The organism is Pantoea sp. USHLN256 (assembly GCF_037149875.1).
GTDB classification, from domain to species: domain Bacteria; phylum Pseudomonadota; class Gammaproteobacteria; order Enterobacterales; family Enterobacteriaceae; genus Pantoea; species Pantoea nemavictus.
This window is the reverse complement of sequence record NZ_JBBCQO010000002.1, coordinates 271,469-289,814: the sequence shown is the minus strand read 5'-3', so window position 1 is coordinate 289,814 and position 18,346 is coordinate 271,469. Positions and strand designations below refer to the sequence as shown.

Sequence of the window (18,346 nt, the reverse complement as noted above, 5' to 3'; positions counted from 1 at the left end):
ACAATGAGCGATCAACAACGATTAACCGTGGTGCCGGCGCGATATCCGGCACGTACCGTCGGCGCGATTGTCGCGCTGTTTATTCTGGCCAGCGTGATCGATTCCGTTGCCTTTAACCCGCGCTGGGAATGGGGCGTGTTCGCCAAATGGTTTTTTGATCCGGTGATCCTCAGCGGTTTAGGGCAAACGCTGCTGCTAACGCTGTTTGGCACAATTCTCAGCCTGATCTTCGGCGGCCTGCTGGCGTTGGCGCGGCTTTCGTCATCGTGGCTGCTGAGTACGCTGGCGTTCGGCTATATCTGGCTGTTCCGCTCGCTGCCGCTGATTGTGGTGCTGATTATCCTGTACAACTTCTCCTATCTGTACGACACGCTGTCGCTCGGTATCCCGTTTACCGCGCTGTCGTGGGGCCATTTTCAGACCATAAACGTGCTCGGCCAGTTCCCGGCAGCGGTGATTGGGTTGACGTTGGTGCAGAGCGCCTACAGCGCCGAGATCATTCGCGGCGGCTTTTTGGGTGTCGACCACGGTCAGTTTGAAGCGGCATCGGCGCTCGGTTTGTCCTCAACGCGGCGTACTTTCCGCATCATTCTGCCGCAGGCGCTACGCGCGATCATTCCTACTACGTTTAATGAAATTATCAGCCTCGCCAAAGGCACCTCAATGGTGTACGTGCTGGCGATGCCGGAGCTGTTTTACACCATCCAGATGATCTACAACCGTACCCAGCAGGTGATTCCGCTGCTGATGGTCGGTGCCGCCTGGTATCTGATTATCACCACCGTGTTGTCACTGCTGCAGCACAGCGTTGAGCGCTGGCTGGCGCGCAGCGTCACGCGTGAACCGCAGCCGTCGCGCTGGCGTCAATGGCGTAACCGCAGCGCCAAACCTGCAACCGAGGAGCTCTCCCATGTCCGAAGCCATTGATTACCGCAAGAATCTGCATACCGCTGGCGCAATTAGCATTACCGGCGTGAGCAAATCGTTCGGCAAGCTAAAAGCGCTGGATGACGTGTCCCTGGAACTGGAACCGGGATCGGTCACAGTAATCCTCGGTCCATCCGGTTCGGGTAAATCGACGCTGCTGCGCACCATTAACCATTTGGAGCGCGTCGATGAAGGGTATATCCAGATTGATGGCGACTATATTGGCTATCAGCGGCGCGGAGACAAGCTGTATGAGCTGAAGGAAAAGGCGATTCTGCGTCAGCGCATCAACGTCGGCTACGTGTTCCAGAACTTCAACTTGTTCCCGCATCTGACGGTGCTGGAGAACCTGATTGAAGCGCCGATTGCGCATCGTCAGCTGTCGCGGCGTGCAGCTATCGATCGCGCGGGCGATCTGCTGGATGTGGTGGGGTTGCGCCACAAAGCCGATGCCTGGCCGCGTCATCTCTCCGGCGGTCAGCAGCAGCGTATCGCCATTGCGCGGGCGCTGATGCTCAATCCACGCGTGATGCTGTTTGACGAACCGACATCGGCGCTCGATCCCGAGCTGGTGGGCGAAGTACTGGACGTGATTAAAAAGCTGGCGCGTTCCGGTACCACGCTGGTGATTGTGACGCATGAAGTTGGCTTTGCACGTGAAGTGGCCGATAACGTAGTGTTTATGGTCGACGGCCGCATTGTTGAGCAGGGCAGCAGCCATCAGGTGCTGAATCAGCCGCGCCATGAGCGCACTAAACGTTTTCTGGCACGGGTACTTTAATGCAACGTGTAATTATTACAGCGCTACTGAGCGCGATGTTGGCCTCTCCGGCTATCGCGGCAGAAACGCTGGATGCCAAAAATAACGAAACGCCGATCAATATTGCCGCCAATCCGCAGGCGATTGCCAAAATTCCGGCCGGTTTTCATTTCGTTAATCCAGGCTATTTAACGGTAGCGACTACCGCGATGAATTCACCGCCGATTGGGTTGTGGGCGTCGGATAATAAGACGCTAATTGGCAGCGATCCGGATATGGCGCGCCTGCTGGCGGATAGTCTGGGCCTTAAATTGAAACTGGTGCCGGCGGCGTGGGAAGATTGGCCGCTGGGCATAACCGCCGGACGCTATGACGTGGCCATGTTCAATATTGCGGTGACCGAGGAGCGCAAGAAGAAGTTCGATTTCGCCACCTATCGCGCGGATAACCACGCGTTTGCGGTGAAAACCAACAGCGCGATTACCGCAATCAAAGGGCGCGAGGATGTGGCGGGTAAACGCATCATCGTCGGTTCCGGTACCAATCAGGAGCGTATTCTGCTCGGCTGGGATGAGAAGAACCGTGCGCAGGGCTTAGCGCCGGTGCAACCGATTTATCTCAATGATGATGCGGCGGCGACGCTGGCGCTGCTTTCCGGACGCGCGGATGCGTCGTTTGGCCCGCAGGCGCTGGCCGCATGGAAGGTTGCTTCACGCGGACAAACCAAAATCGTCGGCCACGGCCCGTTCCGCGCATGGGTGGCGGTAACGACGAAGAAAGGGAATGGCTTGGACGTGGCGCTGCAGCAGGCGATTAACGGCGCTATCGCCAGCGGCGAGTACAAACAGGTGCTGGCGCGCTGGGGTGAACAGGAGGAGGCGGTTGAAACATCTCAGGTTAATCCACCGGGCATTGTTTATCAGTAATTGTTTTTAATTGGCCTGATTTAGCGAGAAAGCTCACGATGTAAAAGTCGTGGGCTTTATTGTTTTATTTAGATGGCTGCGCATTTTATTGCGCCATTTAATAAGTGATTGCGCTAGGTCGTATTTTTTTAATTTCCACTTCTTATGGCAAACGCTAATGTTTTTAAATAATTGCTGTGCCACGATACTGATGGTTTTGGGCGAGTGCGGTGTTTAACGTTCACCCTATTAAAAGGGATTTTGATGATATGGCTTACCGTCGACCTGCATCACCCAATCAATAGCAAACAAGATTGGGGTGAAGTAATGTTAGCTGAACCGTTAAGTAAAAGCGTTATCAATTATTCGTGCCGTCGACCTAAATGCGATCAAGGCGGACAACCACCGGGCGGAGGAAAAGGAATGCAAGAACGGGTTAAAAGGCTGGAAGATAACGTGACCGTATTGGTCGCGGATGTGGCAGTTATTAAGTCGAACTATGCCACGAAACAGGATGTGGAAGCCGTTAAGGCGGATGTGGCGGTAATCAAGTCAAATTATGCGACAAAGGAGGATGTGGCTGCGGTGAAAGCGGATGTGGCGGTGATCAAGTCCAATTACGCCACTAAAGAGGATGTTGCGGCGATAAAGGTAGATTTGTATAAAGCGATGATGACGCAAACTAAATGGATGGTGACTACCCAATTTGTAACCTTAGGGGCGGGTCTTTCACTTGCGAAATTGCTGTTTTAATGAGTATGCCTTGTACCGGTCGCCATTAATGGCGACCCTACGAGATCGTAAGGTGCGCATTAATGCGCACCGGGTAAATAGTGATTTATATTTTGGCTTTTTTAATCCATAGCACTGCATCGGCCACGGGAAGCGGTCGGGAAAAATGATAGCCCTGGAACAAGTGACAACCTTTATCGCGCAGGTAAGTAAAATATTCCTCGCTTTCGATGCCTTCGGCGAGGACCTTCATCCCCATTTCACGCGATAGCTCAATGGTTTTCTGCACTACTATTGCCGATGATTCATTCTTGAATATTTGCATAATCAGCGATTTATCAATCTTAATATCATCAATAGCGAAGTCGCTAATTGATTTCAGCGACGAATAGCCCACGCCAAAGTCATCAATCGCCCACTTGATACCTAACTGGCTGAAGTGGTTGATAACATCGCCAATGCGCTTTTGATCGTAAATAAACGTCGTCTCAGTGATTTCGAACTTCAAGCGTTCAGGTCGAATTTTGTAATGTGACAGTGCCAGTAACGTGTCCTGAGTAAAATCTCTGTGCATTAACTGCAGTGGACTGATGTTAATAGAGAAGACTAAATCGCCCAGATATTGCGCACGATCCCATTCGGCGATTTGCTGCAGAGTGCGCTCCATGACCCATTTACCGATTTCGATAATTAAGCCGCTTTTCTCCGCGACGGGAATAAACACTTCAGGGGAGATAAATCCTTTGGCAGGGTGCTTCCAGCGCAATAGCGCTTCGAAACCAATCAGCTTTTTATCGCTGTCGACCTGAGGTTGGTAATAGAGCTCCAATTGGTTTTTACCCATCGCCAGCGCAAGCTCACGTTTGATTAGGTCAGTTTCAGAGTAGTTACCGCGCAGGGTAAAGGCGGTTAATAACAGTGAAATCATCGGTACCGCGCAGTTTACGATATAAAATCCCGATTCTTGCGGGAAATTAAAATGGAACTGTTTGAACTGCCAGGTCAATCCGGTCGAAATGAAAAACAGATAAACCGCCAGACAGATTAGCGGAAATATCTTGCTTAAATAGGGTGATTGCTGACGTAACACCAACGCCGATCCCACGGTTAACGCAATCAGATAGTTGTATTCGGAGTGTTTTTCAATCGCATGACCATTATCCAGCAGGAACAGTAGCATTATGATCAGTAACAAAGCATGGACGATGACATACAGATGTTTATTCAGCTGGTCACGAAAAGCGGCGGCTGAAATATAAAATCCAAAGGCCGTGCTCAAGCAATATAGACCTGCAATCTCATTGTGCCCGCTGTAGAAATTGCTTACCACCATATAGGTGCCGGCTAAAATGCTTGAAAACCCTGCAATTAATAAGGTTAAGCGTAATTTTTTCTCAGGACTGTCACCTTGTAAAATAAAGGGCAGGTTCTTTACCATAGAATATCTGGAATTAAAATAAGAGATCATCTGCAGTTCTCATTTCTTTACTGTCATATTAATTTAATATTTTGCTATAACTATTCTAGGGTTAAGCGAGGCGAGTGCCATAACTTTTTGCTGAAATTTTGCATTTGGCTGAGCTGATTTAAAATTTGGCCCAGGCAATGACAATTGTCTAATTTCTTCTGCTCTGGTGGTTCAAGCGTTCAGCAATTTTGCGCAGTGCGCGATGAGCTAAACACATCCCGATCAACTGTGCTTTGGCTGATGAAAGAGATTGTTCCTACCCAGTTAACCCTTCACGCGTTAGAATGAAAGCATAATCAACAGGCTGTCTCAGAACGTAAATTCACACTTAACTTACTGATTGCAATGAAAATACGATTCCTGTCCGCAAATGAGCTAAAGCTGGCCGAGGTGCGTACCATCCTTGAGCCGGTGGGCGTCGAGGTTCTTCCTATCGCACGCCGTATCGAAGAGATCCAGACGGAAAATGAAGTTGAACTGGTGCGCGATAAGCTCACTAAGGCGTTCTCGATTATTGGTCGCCCACTGTTCGTTGAGCATACCGGATTGTATCTGGACGGCTTAAATGGCTTACCGGCCGGTCTGACGCGCATCTTCTGGAGCCGTCTCAATGCCGAACGTTTTACCAAACTGGTGAATGGTTTGGACAGTCCCTGCGTCACGGCGAAAACCGTGCTGGGCTACTGCGACGGACAAAAAATGTATCAGTTTGAAGGTGAGCTGCGCGGCACTATTGCCACTAAGCCTGCCGGTCCGCAAGAGTTTCAGTGGGACTGTGTGTTTATCCCGGAAGGCCACACGCAAACCTTTGCCGAAATGGGCGAATTAAAAAATGAGATCTCCATGCGCCGCCTGGCGCTGGATCGCTTCGCTACCTTCTTGAAAACATCGCGGGGACTGGCATGAAACCGGAGCTCAAACGCGCCTACGACGCCGGTAAACTGATCCTGTTTGCGGGTGCAGGTATCTCGCGCAATCTTGGCCTGCCGGAGTGGCATGAGTTGATTGCCCATTTGGCTAAAGAGTTGGGTTACGACCCGAAGATTTTCAATACTTACGGCACGCATCTGTCGCTAGCCGAATATTATAAGCAGCGGAAAGGTTCACTCGGGCCGCTGCGTAGCTGGATGGATCGCGAATGGCATCGTCCGGATATCGACGTACGCAGTTCTGAAATTCACACTATGATCACCCAGGGCAATTTCTCACGCATCTATACCACCAATTATGACCGCTGGCTGGAGATGGCGCATGAAGCGCATAACGTGCCTTACAGCAAGGTAGCCAATGCCGCAGACCTGGTGTCATTGACCGAGGATAAACGCCATATCATTAAACTGCACGGCGATTTCGACGACGATACCTCGATTGTATTGGATGAGAGCAGCTACTTTGAGCGCCTCTATTTCGATTCGCCGCTCGACATTAAATTGACGCATGACGTGATGGGTAACTCGGTATTGTTTGTCGGCTACAGCATCAGTGATTTCAATATTCGTCTGCTATTCTACCGCCTGACAAAAATGTGGGGTCGAACCGGACTGGCCACCGCGCGCCCCAAATCCTATCTGTTCACCAACCGTAATAATCCGGTGGCGAAAGAGGTGCTGGGACAGTGGGGCATTGAGATGATCGTTTCTGAAGAGGACGATCCGCGCAAAGCGCTGGCGCTCTTCCTGGAAGAATTACTGGCTTAAGGGCAGAAAGTGATTGCCTGAAAAAGTTTGATCAGAATATACTGTATATAAATACAGTCAATCGAGGTGCATCATGGCAGTCGAAACCAAATATGTTGTAGTCAGAAAGGGTGAAGAGAAGATGACGTTTGCCAACAAAAAAGACGCGGATGCCTGGGACAAAATGCTCGATATGGCAGACGCCTTTACCGATTGGCTGCAACAGCATCAGCCAGCTCTGGATGAAGCGCAGGCCGAAGCATTGGGTCTGCTGTTGGCTGAACAGAAAGACGCGGTGCAGCATATCCTGCGTACCAGCAAACTCCCGGACGTGGTGAAGAGTGACGCGGCGGAAGTTGCCGAACCTGCTGATCTTACTGAGGCATCTGCGGAACCGGATGCTGAAGCGGCAGCGCCGGAAAAGAAAGTCCGCGCGGTTAAAGCAGCCTGATATCACTCCACGCACACACTGTAGCGGCGCAATTTATTGCGCTATCTTTCAATGGGCACGGCGTCGCCATTGATACGCGCGATAAATCGCGCCGCTACGAAACGTGCGGTGATTTAGCTAAGTGCTTATTAACAGATTCATGCGCACCGGCGCGTTTTAACGTTTGATCTGGTAGCGGGTGCTGCGCCCGCCGCCGGGTAATTTCTCCAGACAGCCTTTCATCACTAATTCCGCTAAATGGCGCGTCGCCGTGGCTTTACTCACTTTCGCCACCTTCTGATATTGGCCGGCGCTGATGCCATCGCTAAAGCCCTGTTCACCGCCATCCAGCAAACGATTCAACACGCGGGTTTGTTCCGCACTTAGCTCGGCCGCATTGTGCATCAACCAGAAGCGTGCTTTATTTTGCGTGCGCGTAACGGCCTCCAGCGCGTGCTCCAGGCTGTCATTCAGCACATCGAAAAACCACAGCAGCCAGGCCGTAACGTCCAGTTCACCACGCTGCGTCTCCTGCAGAATGCAGTAATAATCTGCACGTCGCGTCAGAATCGACGCCGACATGGCATACAAACGGATGCTTTGGCTATCGGCCTGTGCCAGTGCGAGGTCGGTCAGGGCGCGGGTGATACGTCCGTTGCCATCATCAAACGGGTGCAGCGTGACAAACCACAGGTGGCAAAGCGCGGCGCGTAGCAGCGGATCAAGTAGAGGATCTTCGCGGCTATGATTAAACCAACTGACAAATTCGTTGAGCTGCGCTTCCAGCCCGGCGCGCGGTGGCGCTTCGAAATGCACTGTTGGTCGATCGATACGGCCCGAAACCACCTGCATCGGCTCTTCACCGCGCAGCGTTCCGACATTCAATCGCTTGAACGTCCATTCACTTGCGGGGAACAACCAGCGATGCCACTGGCACAAACGTGGCAGCGTGAGCGCTTCATCGCGCTGAGTGATGGCGTCCATCATCATGGTTGCCAAACCTTCTGAACGTTCGGAAACCGGATAAGGTTGGTTGAGCGAAACGCCTAAACGGCGCGCAAGAGACGATCTTACCGACTGCGCATTAACGCGTTCATCCTCAATTGCTGAGGATGCCAGGATGTTACTCAGCAGCGTATCCAGCGTCTGTTGATCGCTATTATCTTGCACGCTGGCGCGCCCCAGCAATACGCCACGTTGCTGCTGCAGCTGGCGCAAGCGTGGCAATAATTTTTCATCCTGCCAGCGGAACTGCGGCCAGTCAGGCTGCTGCCAAATCCACATCATGAAGTTGCTCCGGAGTCGCATGAGTCGAATAGCGATGCTATTCGGCTCAGTTAGTGAGCTGAATAATAGCCTGTAATCGGCTCATTAACCAGAAGGAAAGGAGCGGGTTGGTGATGAGAGAGAATCAGTGATTACAAAATTTCGGCAAAAGTAATATCGGTAACGCGCTATTCAAATTTATCCCAGAAACTATAGGGAAAATAAGCGGATAAAAAGTGCCGAATATTGCGCATATTTACCCATTAACCCGGCGAAGTGGTTAATGAATTCTAAAATTTACAGCGAAGTTAAAAAATATTTGTACCTGTGATTATTAATGGCAAAGGGAAACATATTTTGGATATCGCAAATCGAATAACCAGACTTTCGCTCTGGAATATCTTGTTCGCTACGGTTTTGCTGCTGCTCGGCATTGCATTAGCGGCAGGCGGCGGCTGGCTGGTCGCGCTAGGAGGTAATTGGTATTACGTGCTGGCGGGGATAGGTTTAGTTATCTCTGCCGTGCTGATCTTCATGAAACGCACCAGCGGTGCAGCCTGGTTTACGCTGGTGTTTATCGGCACGTTAATCTGGACCATTTATGAATCGGGTCTCGACTATTGGCGTTGGGTGCCGCGCTTCGCACTGATGCTGATATTGGGCATCTGGTTCGCTTTCCAGCTGCCTAATCTGGCGCCACGCGTCAGTCGTGGTACCTCACGCGTGTTGGCGAGCGTGTTAATTGTCGCTTTCATCGTCGCCGCTGCGCTGCCGTTTGCCCCGCTTAATGAAACGCCGGCCAGCAACGTTCCAGCAGCCGGCTCGGCCAACTTTATGGCGGATACCGGTAGCGGCAAAGCCTCCACGCCGGACAGCGGCGACTGGTATACCTATGGCGGATCGCTGGCGTCTCAGCGCTTCGTCAATGCCAGTCAAATCACGCCGGACAACGTCAAAGATCTCAAGCTGGCGTGGCAGTTCCGTACTGGCGATTTGCCTAAGGCGCGCTGGGGCGGGGAGAACACGCCAATTAAAGTGGGCGATACACTCTACACCTGTAGCGCGCGCAATAGTGTGTTTGCGCTGGATGCCAGCACCGGCAAGGAGAAATGGCACTTTGATCCTAAAGTTAGCGACAAATCCATTCCTTATACCGCGGCCTGTCGCGGGCTGACATGGTATGACAGCCAAACCAACAGCCACGTCACCGCCGGACAAAACAGCGCAGTGACGAGTGCGCCAGCCGGCGATAACAGCGATTGCCAGCAGCGCATCATTCTCGGCACGCTGGACGCACGCATTATCGAACTGAATGCGCAAACCGGTGAAGTCTGCCGCAGCTTTGGCAATCAAGGCACGGTAAATCTGGCTGAAGATATGGGCGAAACCTATGACGGTTATGTGGCGATTAACTCCGCGCCGGTGGTGATCCGCGATACCTTAGTAGTGGCGCACCAAACCATTGATGGTCAACGCGCATTTGGCCCACCGGGCGTGATCAAAGCGTACGACGTGCGTACCGGTCAGTTGAAGTGGGCGTGGGATGCGGCAGCACCGGATACCGCGACGCCGAAAACCGGGCCGAATGCCTATAAACGCGGTTCGCCAGATGTCTGGACCTCGTTCACCGGTGACGACAAGCTCGGACTGGTCTATTTGCCGGTGGGCAACGCTTCGGGGGATTACTGGAGCGGCACGCGGACAGCGGCGGAGAACACGTATTCGGTATCGCTGACGGCACTGAATATCGACACCGGTTTACCTGCCTGGTCATTCCAAACCGCACATAAAGACGTGTGGGATTACGATCCTGGCTCGCAGCCTACGCTGGTGGATTATCCGGATAAAAACGGTGGCAAAATCCCGGCTATCATCATGCCGACCAAGCAGGGTGAGATTTACGTATTGGATCGCCGCACCGGTAAATCACTGTTTGGCGTCGAGGAGCGTAAAGTCACCGGCGGCGGCATTGAGCCGGATCAGCGCTCGCCCACGCAGCCCTATTCGCTGTTCCATCATCTGAGTAAGCCGGATCTGACGCCGCAGGATATGTGGGGCTTAACCCCGGTTGATCAGCTGGTATGCCGCATTCAGTTCCAGAAGGCCAGCTACCGTGGTCAGTACACGCCGCCGGAAGCCGATCGTCATTCGATTGAGTATCCGGGCTACAACGGCGGTTCTGACTGGGGCAGCGTTGCCGTGGATCCTACTCGCGGCATCATCATTGCGAACTACAACGATATGCCGAACTACAACATTCTGGTGCCACGCGCCAAAGCGGATGCGTTGGGCTGGAAACCGCGTGATGAGATTCCTTACAACCCACACGATGAAGGGCATGCGGAAGGCGCCGGCGATCCACAAATTGGCGTGCCTTATGCGGTCAACGTCAATGCGGGCTGGCGCTTGCCGTTCACCGGCATGCTGTGCAAAGAGCCCCCGTACGGCGGCATTCGCGCTATTGATATGCGTGATGGTCGCACCATTTGGGATCGTCCGCTCGGCACGGCGCGTCGTAATGGTCCGTTCGGTCTGCCGACCGGTTTGCCGATTAATATCGGTACGCCGAATAACGGCGGTTCGGTGGTGACATCGAGCGGATTAATCTTTGTTGCCGCAGCAACCGACGATTTGATTCGCGCTATTGATATGCAAACCGGCAAGCAGGTGTGGAGCACTGAATTGCCCGCGGGTGGCCAGGCCAATCCGATGATCTACACGCAGAATGGGCGTGAATATCTGGTGATTGTCGCTGCCGGTCACCACTTTATGGAGACGCCGGTTGGCGATTACGTGCTGGCCTACGCGTTGCCGGAGAAAAAGTAACGCTTAAGGAAAAGACCGGCATTGGGCGCTGGCCTGATGCCGGTCGCCCTCTCAAAAGCGCACATTCCGTAGCGGCGCAATTTATTGCGCGATAAATCGCGCCGCTACGGAATGTGCGATGCTTTGATTCAGCGCTCTGATCCGACCTCCTTCGCCATCAAGTTCCCCCGCCGCGCGCCGATAGTCTCTTCAAAGGGATGTACGCGCACAGGGAGTGGTTCTGATTACCGAAAAGTGTCAACTCCAGGAGCGCCATAATGGCCAAACACGCATCACCTAAGAAAACCATGAGCACCCGCACGCAGATGCTGCTGACGGGCGCCTTGACCATCACGCTCGGCTTTGCCGTAACCATCGGCGTGCTGAGCTGGCAATCCAGTAACGAACAAAAGTCGCTGGCCGAAAACTACCTGCAACAGATCGCGCAGAGCCAGGCGCTGCAAATTCAGCATCAACTTAGCTACGCGCGCGATGTTGCCCACAACCTCGGCCATAGCCTGATCGCGCTGCCCGCAGCGGGCATTCAGGATCGTAAGGTCGCCGACAAACTGATGGAGTCGGCACTGCGCGACAATCCAGACTATCTCTCGATCTCGGTGATCTTCGAAGAAAACGCCTTTGACGGCCGCGACGCGGAGTTTGCCGCCCAGCCGAATGCGGCGCCAAAAGGTCGCTACGCGTTTTTTGTCGATCGCGACCAAACCGGCAATTTCAACCTGCATCCGCTGACCTCAATCTTCACTCCAGGCCAGGGCGATTACTATTTGCTGCCGCAGAAAAGCCAGAAAGACACGCTGATTGAGCCTTACAGCTACGCCTACAACGGCGTGCCTACGCTGCTGACCTCCGTCGCGGCACCGATTGTCAGCCAGGGCAAGCTGTGGGGCGTAGTGACGTCGGATATTTCGCTGGCTTCGCTGCAGGAGAAGGTGAATAAAATCAAACCCTGGGATGGCAGCGGCTATGCGATGTTGCTCTCCAGTGCTGGCAAGGTGGTTTCGTACCCGGATAAAAGCCAGACCAGCAAAGCGTGGAAGGGCGATACCCACAACTTCAGCCATAGCGTAACGGAACAACACGATGCGTTGCTCGGTGAAGATGCGCTGGTGACCTGGCAGCCGGTGACAATCGGTAACAGCGATCAGCAATGGTATCTCGGCGTGGTGGCGCCGGTGAGCAAAGTGATGGCCGCCGCGCATCGCCAGCTGATCCACGCGGTAATCCTGATGATCATCAGTATTCTGGTGGTGTGTACGCTGCTTGGCATGCTGTTTAACCGGAAGGTGCTGAAACCCATTGGTGGCGAACCGCTGGAGGCGGCAACCATCGCGCTAGCGGTGGCCGATGGCAAATTGGATAACGTCATCACCCTGAAAGGGCGCGATAACAGCAGCTTGTTCTATGCGCTGCATACCATGCAAAACCAGCTGCGTGAGATCGTTGGGCAGATTCAGGACGCCAGTTCATCGGTACGTCAGGGCGCGGGTGAGATCGCCAGCGGCAACCTGAATCTGGCATCACGCACTGAACAGCAGGCTGCCGCGTTGGAGCAAACTGCTGCCAGCATGGAGCAGATCACCGCGACGGTGAAACACAACGCCACCAATGCGCATCAGGCGACAACGCTGACCGATAACGCCACGCACATCGCCAGCCGTGGGGAAACGCTGGTGGGTGAGGTGGTGCAAACCATGGCGCAGATCGACGACAGCGCGAAGAAGATTGGCGATATCACGGCGATTATTAATAGCATCGCCTTCCAGACCAATATTCTGGCGCTAAACGCCGCAGTTGAAGCCGCACGTGCCGGTGAGCAGGGGCGCGGTTTTGCCGTGGTGGCATCGGAAGTGCGGAATCTGGCACAGCGCAGCGCCAATGCGGTGAAGGATATCGGTGCGCTGATTGAGGAGTCGACGCAGCGCGTTGGTAGCGGGGTGCAGCTGGTGCAGGATGCCGGCAGAACCATGCAGGAGATGACGCAGGCGGTAAATTCGGTGCGCACCATCATCGGTGAAATTGTTATTGCCTCCGATGAACAAGCGCGCGGTATCAGCCAGGTCACTATCGCAGTCAATGAAATGGACAGCACCACGCAGCAGAATGCCGCGCTGGTGCAGGAGATGTCCGCCGCCGCCAGTTCGCTGGAAGATCAGGCATCGCAGCTGGCGAACACCGTTGGGCGTTTCCAGCTGAGTTGATGTCTTAAGCGTTTGGCACCCGTTCCTGGGTGCCAAACCGCTGCCGGTACTGGCCAGGCGTGATGCCGGTGAGTTTACGGAATATTTTACGGAAGGCGGAAGGATCGCTATAGCCAATTTCCCAGGCGATCTGATCGACAGCACGATTGCTCAGCTCCAGCGCATCGCGCGCTTTCATAATACGCACCTGCTGCAAATAATCCGTTGGGCGCATGCCGGTCGCTTTCTGAAAATGACGCAGGAAAGTGCGTGGCGTCATGCTTGCCAGCTCGGACATGGTCTCAATGCTGTGCTGTTCGGCATAGCGTGCATGCAGGTGATGCTGCGCGCGCAGAATCTGACTATCCCCGTGCTCAAAGTTAGGAATGAAAGCGGAATAGGTACTTTGTTCACGTCGCGGCGGATCGATAAGCAAGAAGCGCGAGGTGGCTAACATGGTGCCGGTGCCTAACACTTTTTCGATCAGCGTCAAACCTAAATCCGTCCATGCCAGTATCCCGCCAGCGGTAATAATATCGCCATCGTCGATAACCATATTTTCTACCGCCACCTCAACCGCCGGAAAACGCTCTGCCAGCGTCTGCGCAAACGCCCAGTGCGTGGTGGCGCGGCGATGATCGATTAGCCCGGTTTCAGCCAGCACAAATGCGCCGGCGCATACCGAACACAGGGTAACACCCGCGTTATACAGCTCGCTCATCCAGGCGGCAGGCACCTTCATCGGCACCATCCTGGCGGGCACCACCAGGCTTGGCGGCGCAATCACGTAGCTTAAACGATGCGGCGTCTCAGGATGACTATCCCAGACGCACTGCATGTGGTCGCTGTTTGGGTCTATCTGCCAATGCGATACGCGGATGGTTCGTTTGCGTTCCTCTCCGGAGATATTCTCCGCCCACTCTGCGGCGATCCTGAACATATCGGTTAGCCCATATATCGCCGCGAGCTGGCAATCGGGATACATCACCAGGCCGACCTCGGCAACAACGTGGTTTTCAGCTGAGTTCATTATTTGTCACTTACGGCCCTTAATGTGTCATTAATGACAATATTACACCTTGCCGTTTTCCCTGACAATGCATCCATCGAACAGCAATCAGCGTTAACAGGGATTGAATATGTCAGGTGCAGTGATTGAACAGCTAGCGATTTCACGACGAAGTTTATTGATTCTTGGCGGTACGCTGTCAGCCAGCATCGGGCTGGCGCACTCGGCCTTCGCCACCGGTTTAACATCATTATCATCACAGTCTGGAGATTCTAAAATGAGCAACGGCATCATCACTACTAAAGACGGTACCCGCATCTTCTACAAAGACTGGGGTCCAAAAAACGCGCAACCGGTGGTGTTTCACCACGGCTGGCCTTTAAGCGCAGATGACTGGGACAACCAAATGTTGTTCTTCTTAGCCGAAGGTTACCGCGTTATCGCCCACGACCGTCGCGGACATGGGCGTTCCGATCAAACCGACAGCGGCAATGATATGACCACCTACGCTGCCGACGTCGCGGAACTGGCCAGGGCGTTAGATCTGCGCAACGCCATCCATATTGGTCACTCCACCGGCGGCGGCGAAGTGGCGCGTTATGTGGCGCACGCTGAGAAAGGTCGGGTGGCGAAGGCGGTATTGATGGGCGCGGTGCCGCCAATCATGCTGAAAACCGCAGCCAATCCGCAAGGTTTACCAAAGTCGGTGTTTGACGGTTTCCGCTCGGCGCTGGCAGCCAACCGCGCGCAATTCTTTATCGATGTGCCGGCAGGACCGTTCTACGGTTTTAATCGTCCTGGCGCGAAAGTCAGCCAGGGATTGATTGATAACTGGTGGCGTCAGGGCATGGCGGGCGGTGCCAAAGCGCAATACGACTGTATCGCTGCCTTCTCTGAAACCGATTTTACCGAAGATTTGAAAGCGATTAGCGTGCCGGTATTGGTGCTGCATGGTGAAGACGATCAGGTGGTGCCGATTGATGACTCAGCACACAAAGCCATCAAATTGCTGAAGCATGGCACGCTGAAAACTTATCCGGGTTTGTCACACGGTATGTTCGCGACCCATCCTGAGCAGATTAACCCCGATCTGCTGGCGTTTGCTAAAGCGTAACTAACCTCTCATGAGCCGGACATCCGTCCGGCTTTTAGCTTTTTGCGTTCATTTTGCTGTAAGCCGAGGGCGTCATACCGGTTACCCGGCTGAACACACGCCGCATGACATCCGCACCCGAGAATCCGCACTGCAACGCCAGCGCTTTTGCCGGCAGTGATTTTTGCTCCAGCAGTTGTTTAGCTTTGGCGACGCGTTCGCGCTCCAGCCATTGTCCTGGCGTCATGCCTAGCGCCTGGCGAAACAGCCGCGTCATATGGCGCTCACTGATCGCCATATGTTCTGCCATCATTGCTACCGTTTTGACCTCTGCCAGATGGGAGATCGCCCAGCGCTGTAGCTCCTGCAACGCCGAGCGGCCATTAAGCGATGCGCCGTTGCTGCGCATAAAGTGCGTCTGATTCACCGGACGGCGGAAAAACATCACCAGATGCGCGGCAATCTCCATCGCCACGTCGCGTCCCAAATCCTCCTCAACCAGGCGCAGCGCCAGATCCAGCCCGGAAGTCACGCCAGCCGCGGTGCGCACACGTCCATCGGCAACGCATAACGCATCGGCATCTACCGTTATCTCGGGATAAAGCGCCGCCAGCAAACCCGCGCACTCCCAATGGGTGGTGACGCGTTTGCCCTGCAGCAAGCCAGTGCGAGCCAACAACAATGCGCCGCTGCAAACCGATCCGAAACGCTGGCTGCGCTCGCATAAACCGGTTAGCGCGTGCAGCGTGCTTTCATCGGCGGCGAAATCGGCAATGCCCGGCGCGCCCGCAATCAGTAAGGTGTGTGGCGTAAAGTTGTCGCTATTTTCCAGCAGGAGATCGGCATTCAACCTTACGCCGGAGGAAGCCTGAACTTCAGCATCGGTGACGGAAATAATCCTTGATGAGTAAACCTGGCGCTTAAGCAGGCGATTGGCTTCGGCGAAAACATCCAGCGGGCCGCACACGTCCAGCAGCTGAACGCCCGGTATTGCCACAATCGCTATTTCATGACTCATTCTCTTTCTCCTGTCCCAAAACAACGCAATGTCCTTAATCATCTTTATTGAACACTTCAAGACTTTAGCTTGCGCTTTATTCTGGCTGTAGACAACCCACAGGAGAGAGAACATGAGTTTGAACATTACCGGCATCCGCATCCCGGATAGCAAAATGGCGCGCGAAGCGACAGAATTTGTGCGCGATACCGAATCAGAGTTGCTGTTTAACCACTCCAGCCGCGTGTATTACTGGGGCGCGCTGGCTGGACAGCAGCGCGGACTCAGCGTGGATAGCGAGCTGCTGTATATCGGCTGCATGTTTCATGACATTGGGCTGACGCATGAACATTGCAGCTGTGATAAACGTTTTGAAGTTGATGGGGCAAATGCCGCACGAGATTTTCTGCAAGGATACGGCATCGCCACCAGCGATATCGACAAGGTGTGGACCGCCATTGCGTTGCACACCACGCCGGGAATTCCCGAGTTTATGGCGCCAGAAATCGCGCTGGTTACCGCTGGGGTGGAGATGGATGTGCTGGGCATCGGCTATGAGCAATTTGCTGAGGAGCAGATTGGCGCGGTAACGAGCCGCTACCCGCGTTCGACGGCGTTTAAAGAGGAGATCATCCAGGCGTTCTACGATGGCATCCGGCATAAACCGGACACCACCTTTGGTAATGTCAAAGCCGATGTGATCAAGGACAAACAGCCTGAATTCTCGCCGCTCAATTTCTGCAGTGTTATACGTCAGTCTCGCTGGCAGGGCTGAGTGATACTTTGGCTCTGCTGCTCATCGCTGGGAAACCCTGATGTGCACGTCGGGCAATCGCTAATGCGACCAACAGCAATATGAGGATCGCCCACGGGAACGATTGGGAACCGGCATGCTTGAGCAGCAATCCGCCGGTTAAACCGCCGAGGGCGATGGCGCTGTTCCATGTTACGACATTCATCGAGAGCGCGACGTCGGCATATTCACCGGCAGCATCGGCCAATGCCGTCTGGAGCAGCGTCGCGGCACCGCCGAATGTCAGCCCCCAGACGGCGACGCCTGGATAGATTACGCCGGGTGTTAACGTGATCAAGCCAAACACCAGCGCTACCGCCGCAAACATCGACAGGGATAACAGCACCGCTTTGCGCAGATGGGTATCGATAATTTTGCCGGTGATGAAAATCCCGCCCAGCGCGGCAATGCCAAAGATCAGCAGTACCAGATCCACTCGCGCCGCCAGTCCCGCCGAGGCAATAAAGGGTGCGATATAGGTATAGAGAATGTTATGCGCCAGCATCCACGCCAGCACCACGCCAAGCACGGAGCGTACGCCGGGCAGGCGTAATACCGCCGCGAGCGGCATTTTTTGCTTGGCGGAATGGCCGGGATAATTCGGCACGGCCAGCAGTATCCAGCCAATCAGGATGATCGACAGCCCCGACATCACGGCAAAAGTCAGACGCCATCCAAGTAACGATCCCATCCAGGTTCCCGCTGGAACGCCCAATGAGAGCGCAATTGGCGTGCCTACCATGGCGAGTGCCAATGCACGTCCCTGCAGCGAGGGAATCACCATTCTGCGTGCATAGCCCGCAATCAAACTCCACGCTAAGCCAGCCGACGCCCCGGCTAAAAATCTCGCGATTAAAATGAGGGTGATGTTAGAAGAGACGGCGGTGAGCGTGTTAAAAACCAGAAATCCACCGACGGTGCTCAACAGAACCACGCGGCGTGACCAGCTTCGTGTCAGCAGCGTCAGCGGAATCGCTGCGATCAGGGAACCGGCGGCATACGCGGTAACCATCTGACCCGCCAGCGCAGGCGAAATAGCCAGTCCCTGACTGATTTGCGGCAGCAAACCAGCGGGTATCGTCTCCGTCAGAATACAGATAAAGCCCGCCATCGCCAGCGCCAACAGCGCCAATATCGGCAGTTGCTGCGCTTCTCCATGTTTATCTAATTTCATCGTTAAGCCTTTAGTTGAGTAAGAACAACGCCATCGCGCAATATCAATATATGTATCGATCGGTATTTATATTGCGTAGTGGTGCTGTACGTTGTCAATGAATTCTGTATCGA

The 18,346-nt window shown here is 53.9% G+C and carries 16 protein-coding genes; 11 read left to right on the top strand and 5 right to left on the bottom strand.

The window, feature by feature from the left end; all coding sequences use genetic code 11:
- Positions 1-3 precede the first annotated feature (3 nt).
- The 4 genes from WFL93_RS06485 (at position 4) to WFL93_RS06470 (ending at position 3,345) form a co-directional block, all read left to right on the top strand.
- The gene (locus WFL93_RS06485; RefSeq protein WP_049853351.1) at positions 4-927 is read left to right on the top strand and encodes an amino acid ABC transporter permease; all 924 of its coding nucleotides are present in this window, start codon (positions 4-6) and stop codon (positions 925-927) included.
- Positions 911-1,708 (top strand): amino acid ABC transporter ATP-binding protein, encoded by a 798-nt coding sequence (locus WFL93_RS06480; RefSeq protein WP_049853352.1) that lies wholly within the window; start codon positions 911-913, stop codon positions 1,706-1,708. Before WFL93_RS06485 ends, WFL93_RS06480 begins: the two co-directional genes overlap by 17 nt.
- Positions 1,708-2,613, top strand: a complete 906-nt coding sequence (locus WFL93_RS06475; RefSeq protein WP_180823918.1) for an ABC transporter substrate-binding protein — start codon at positions 1,708-1,710, stop codon at positions 2,611-2,613. Before WFL93_RS06480 ends, WFL93_RS06475 begins: the two co-directional genes overlap by 1 nt.
- Before the next feature lie 306 nt (positions 2,614-2,919).
- A complete protein-coding gene (locus WFL93_RS06470) occupies positions 2,920-3,345 on the top strand; it encodes a hypothetical protein (protein WP_336777582.1) in 426 nt (141 codons plus the stop codon).
- Between the two features lie 85 nt (positions 3,346-3,430).
- Here WFL93_RS06470 and WFL93_RS06465 read toward each other — a convergent pair whose 3' ends face one another.
- Entirely contained in the window at positions 3,431-4,762 is a 1,332-nt protein-coding gene (locus WFL93_RS06465) for a putative bifunctional diguanylate cyclase/phosphodiesterase (RefSeq protein ID WP_336777581.1), read from the bottom strand.
- Between the two features lie 375 nt (positions 4,763-5,137).
- Between WFL93_RS06465 and WFL93_RS06460 the strand changes: the two genes are divergently transcribed.
- From WFL93_RS06460 to WFL93_RS06450, 3 genes are all read left to right on the top strand, one after another.
- Positions 5,138-5,698 (top strand): non-canonical purine NTP pyrophosphatase, encoded by a 561-nt coding sequence (locus tag WFL93_RS06460; protein WP_009128449.1) that lies wholly within the window; start codon positions 5,138-5,140, stop codon positions 5,696-5,698.
- On the top strand, positions 5,695-6,489 hold the full coding sequence (locus WFL93_RS06455) for an SIR2 family protein (protein ID WP_008108794.1): 795 nt from the start codon (positions 5,695-5,697) through the stop codon (positions 6,487-6,489). The genes WFL93_RS06460 and WFL93_RS06455 overlap by 4 nt, the downstream gene beginning before the upstream one ends.
- A gap of 73 nt (positions 6,490-6,562) precedes the next feature.
- Positions 6,563-6,919 (top strand): YebG family protein, encoded by a 357-nt coding sequence (locus WFL93_RS06450; RefSeq protein WP_009128444.1) that lies wholly within the window; start codon positions 6,563-6,565, stop codon positions 6,917-6,919.
- Positions 6,920-7,075: 156 nt separating this feature from the next.
- On the opposite strand, the gene WFL93_RS06445 is transcribed toward WFL93_RS06450, so the two are convergent.
- Positions 7,076-8,182 carry a Fic family protein gene (locus WFL93_RS06445; protein ID WP_442955885.1) on the bottom strand — a complete coding sequence of 369 codons (1,107 nt, stop codon included), beginning with the start codon at positions 8,180-8,182 and terminating at the stop codon, positions 7,076-7,078.
- Between the two features lie 384 nt (positions 8,183-8,566).
- Between WFL93_RS06445 and WFL93_RS06440 the strand changes: the two genes are divergently transcribed.
- Both WFL93_RS06440 and WFL93_RS06435 read left to right on the top strand, forming a co-directional pair.
- Positions 8,567-10,990: a membrane-bound PQQ-dependent dehydrogenase, glucose/quinate/shikimate family gene (locus WFL93_RS06440; RefSeq protein WP_336777579.1), complete on the top strand. Its 2,424-nt coding sequence runs from the start codon at positions 8,567-8,569 to the stop codon at positions 10,988-10,990.
- A 257-nt stretch (positions 10,991-11,247) separates the two neighbouring features.
- A complete protein-coding gene (locus tag WFL93_RS06435; RefSeq protein ID WP_336777578.1) occupies positions 11,248-13,188 on the top strand; it encodes a methyl-accepting chemotaxis protein in 1,941 nt (646 codons plus the stop codon).
- A gap of 4 nt (positions 13,189-13,192) precedes the next feature.
- Here the strand turns inward: WFL93_RS06435 and WFL93_RS06430 are convergent, their stop codons facing one another.
- Positions 13,193-14,197 carry a GlxA family transcriptional regulator gene (locus WFL93_RS06430; protein WP_336777577.1) on the bottom strand — a complete coding sequence of 335 codons (1,005 nt, stop codon included), beginning with the start codon at positions 14,195-14,197 and terminating at the stop codon, positions 13,193-13,195.
- 256 nt (positions 14,198-14,453) lie between these two features.
- Between WFL93_RS06430 and WFL93_RS06425 the strand changes: the two genes are divergently transcribed.
- Positions 14,454-15,290: an alpha/beta fold hydrolase gene (locus tag WFL93_RS06425; protein WP_336777960.1), complete on the top strand. Its 837-nt coding sequence runs from the start codon at positions 14,454-14,456 to the stop codon at positions 15,288-15,290.
- Positions 15,291-15,324: 34 nt separating this feature from the next.
- Here the strand turns inward: WFL93_RS06425 and WFL93_RS06420 are convergent, their stop codons facing one another.
- Positions 15,325-16,287 (bottom strand): GlxA family transcriptional regulator, encoded by a 963-nt coding sequence (locus WFL93_RS06420; protein ID WP_336777576.1) that lies wholly within the window; start codon positions 16,285-16,287, stop codon positions 15,325-15,327.
- A gap of 112 nt (positions 16,288-16,399) precedes the next feature.
- Between WFL93_RS06420 and WFL93_RS06415 the strand changes: the two genes are divergently transcribed.
- On the top strand, positions 16,400-17,041 hold the full coding sequence (locus WFL93_RS06415; RefSeq protein WP_336777575.1) for an HD domain-containing protein: 642 nt from the start codon (positions 16,400-16,402) through the stop codon (positions 17,039-17,041).
- Here the strand turns inward: WFL93_RS06415 and WFL93_RS06410 are convergent.
- Positions 17,013-18,233 carry an MFS transporter gene (locus WFL93_RS06410; RefSeq protein WP_336777574.1) on the bottom strand — a complete coding sequence of 407 codons (1,221 nt, stop codon included), beginning with the start codon at positions 18,231-18,233 and terminating at the stop codon, positions 17,013-17,015. The two genes, WFL93_RS06415 and WFL93_RS06410, sit on opposite strands and share 29 nt — an antisense overlap.
- Positions 18,234-18,346 lie beyond the last annotated feature (113 nt).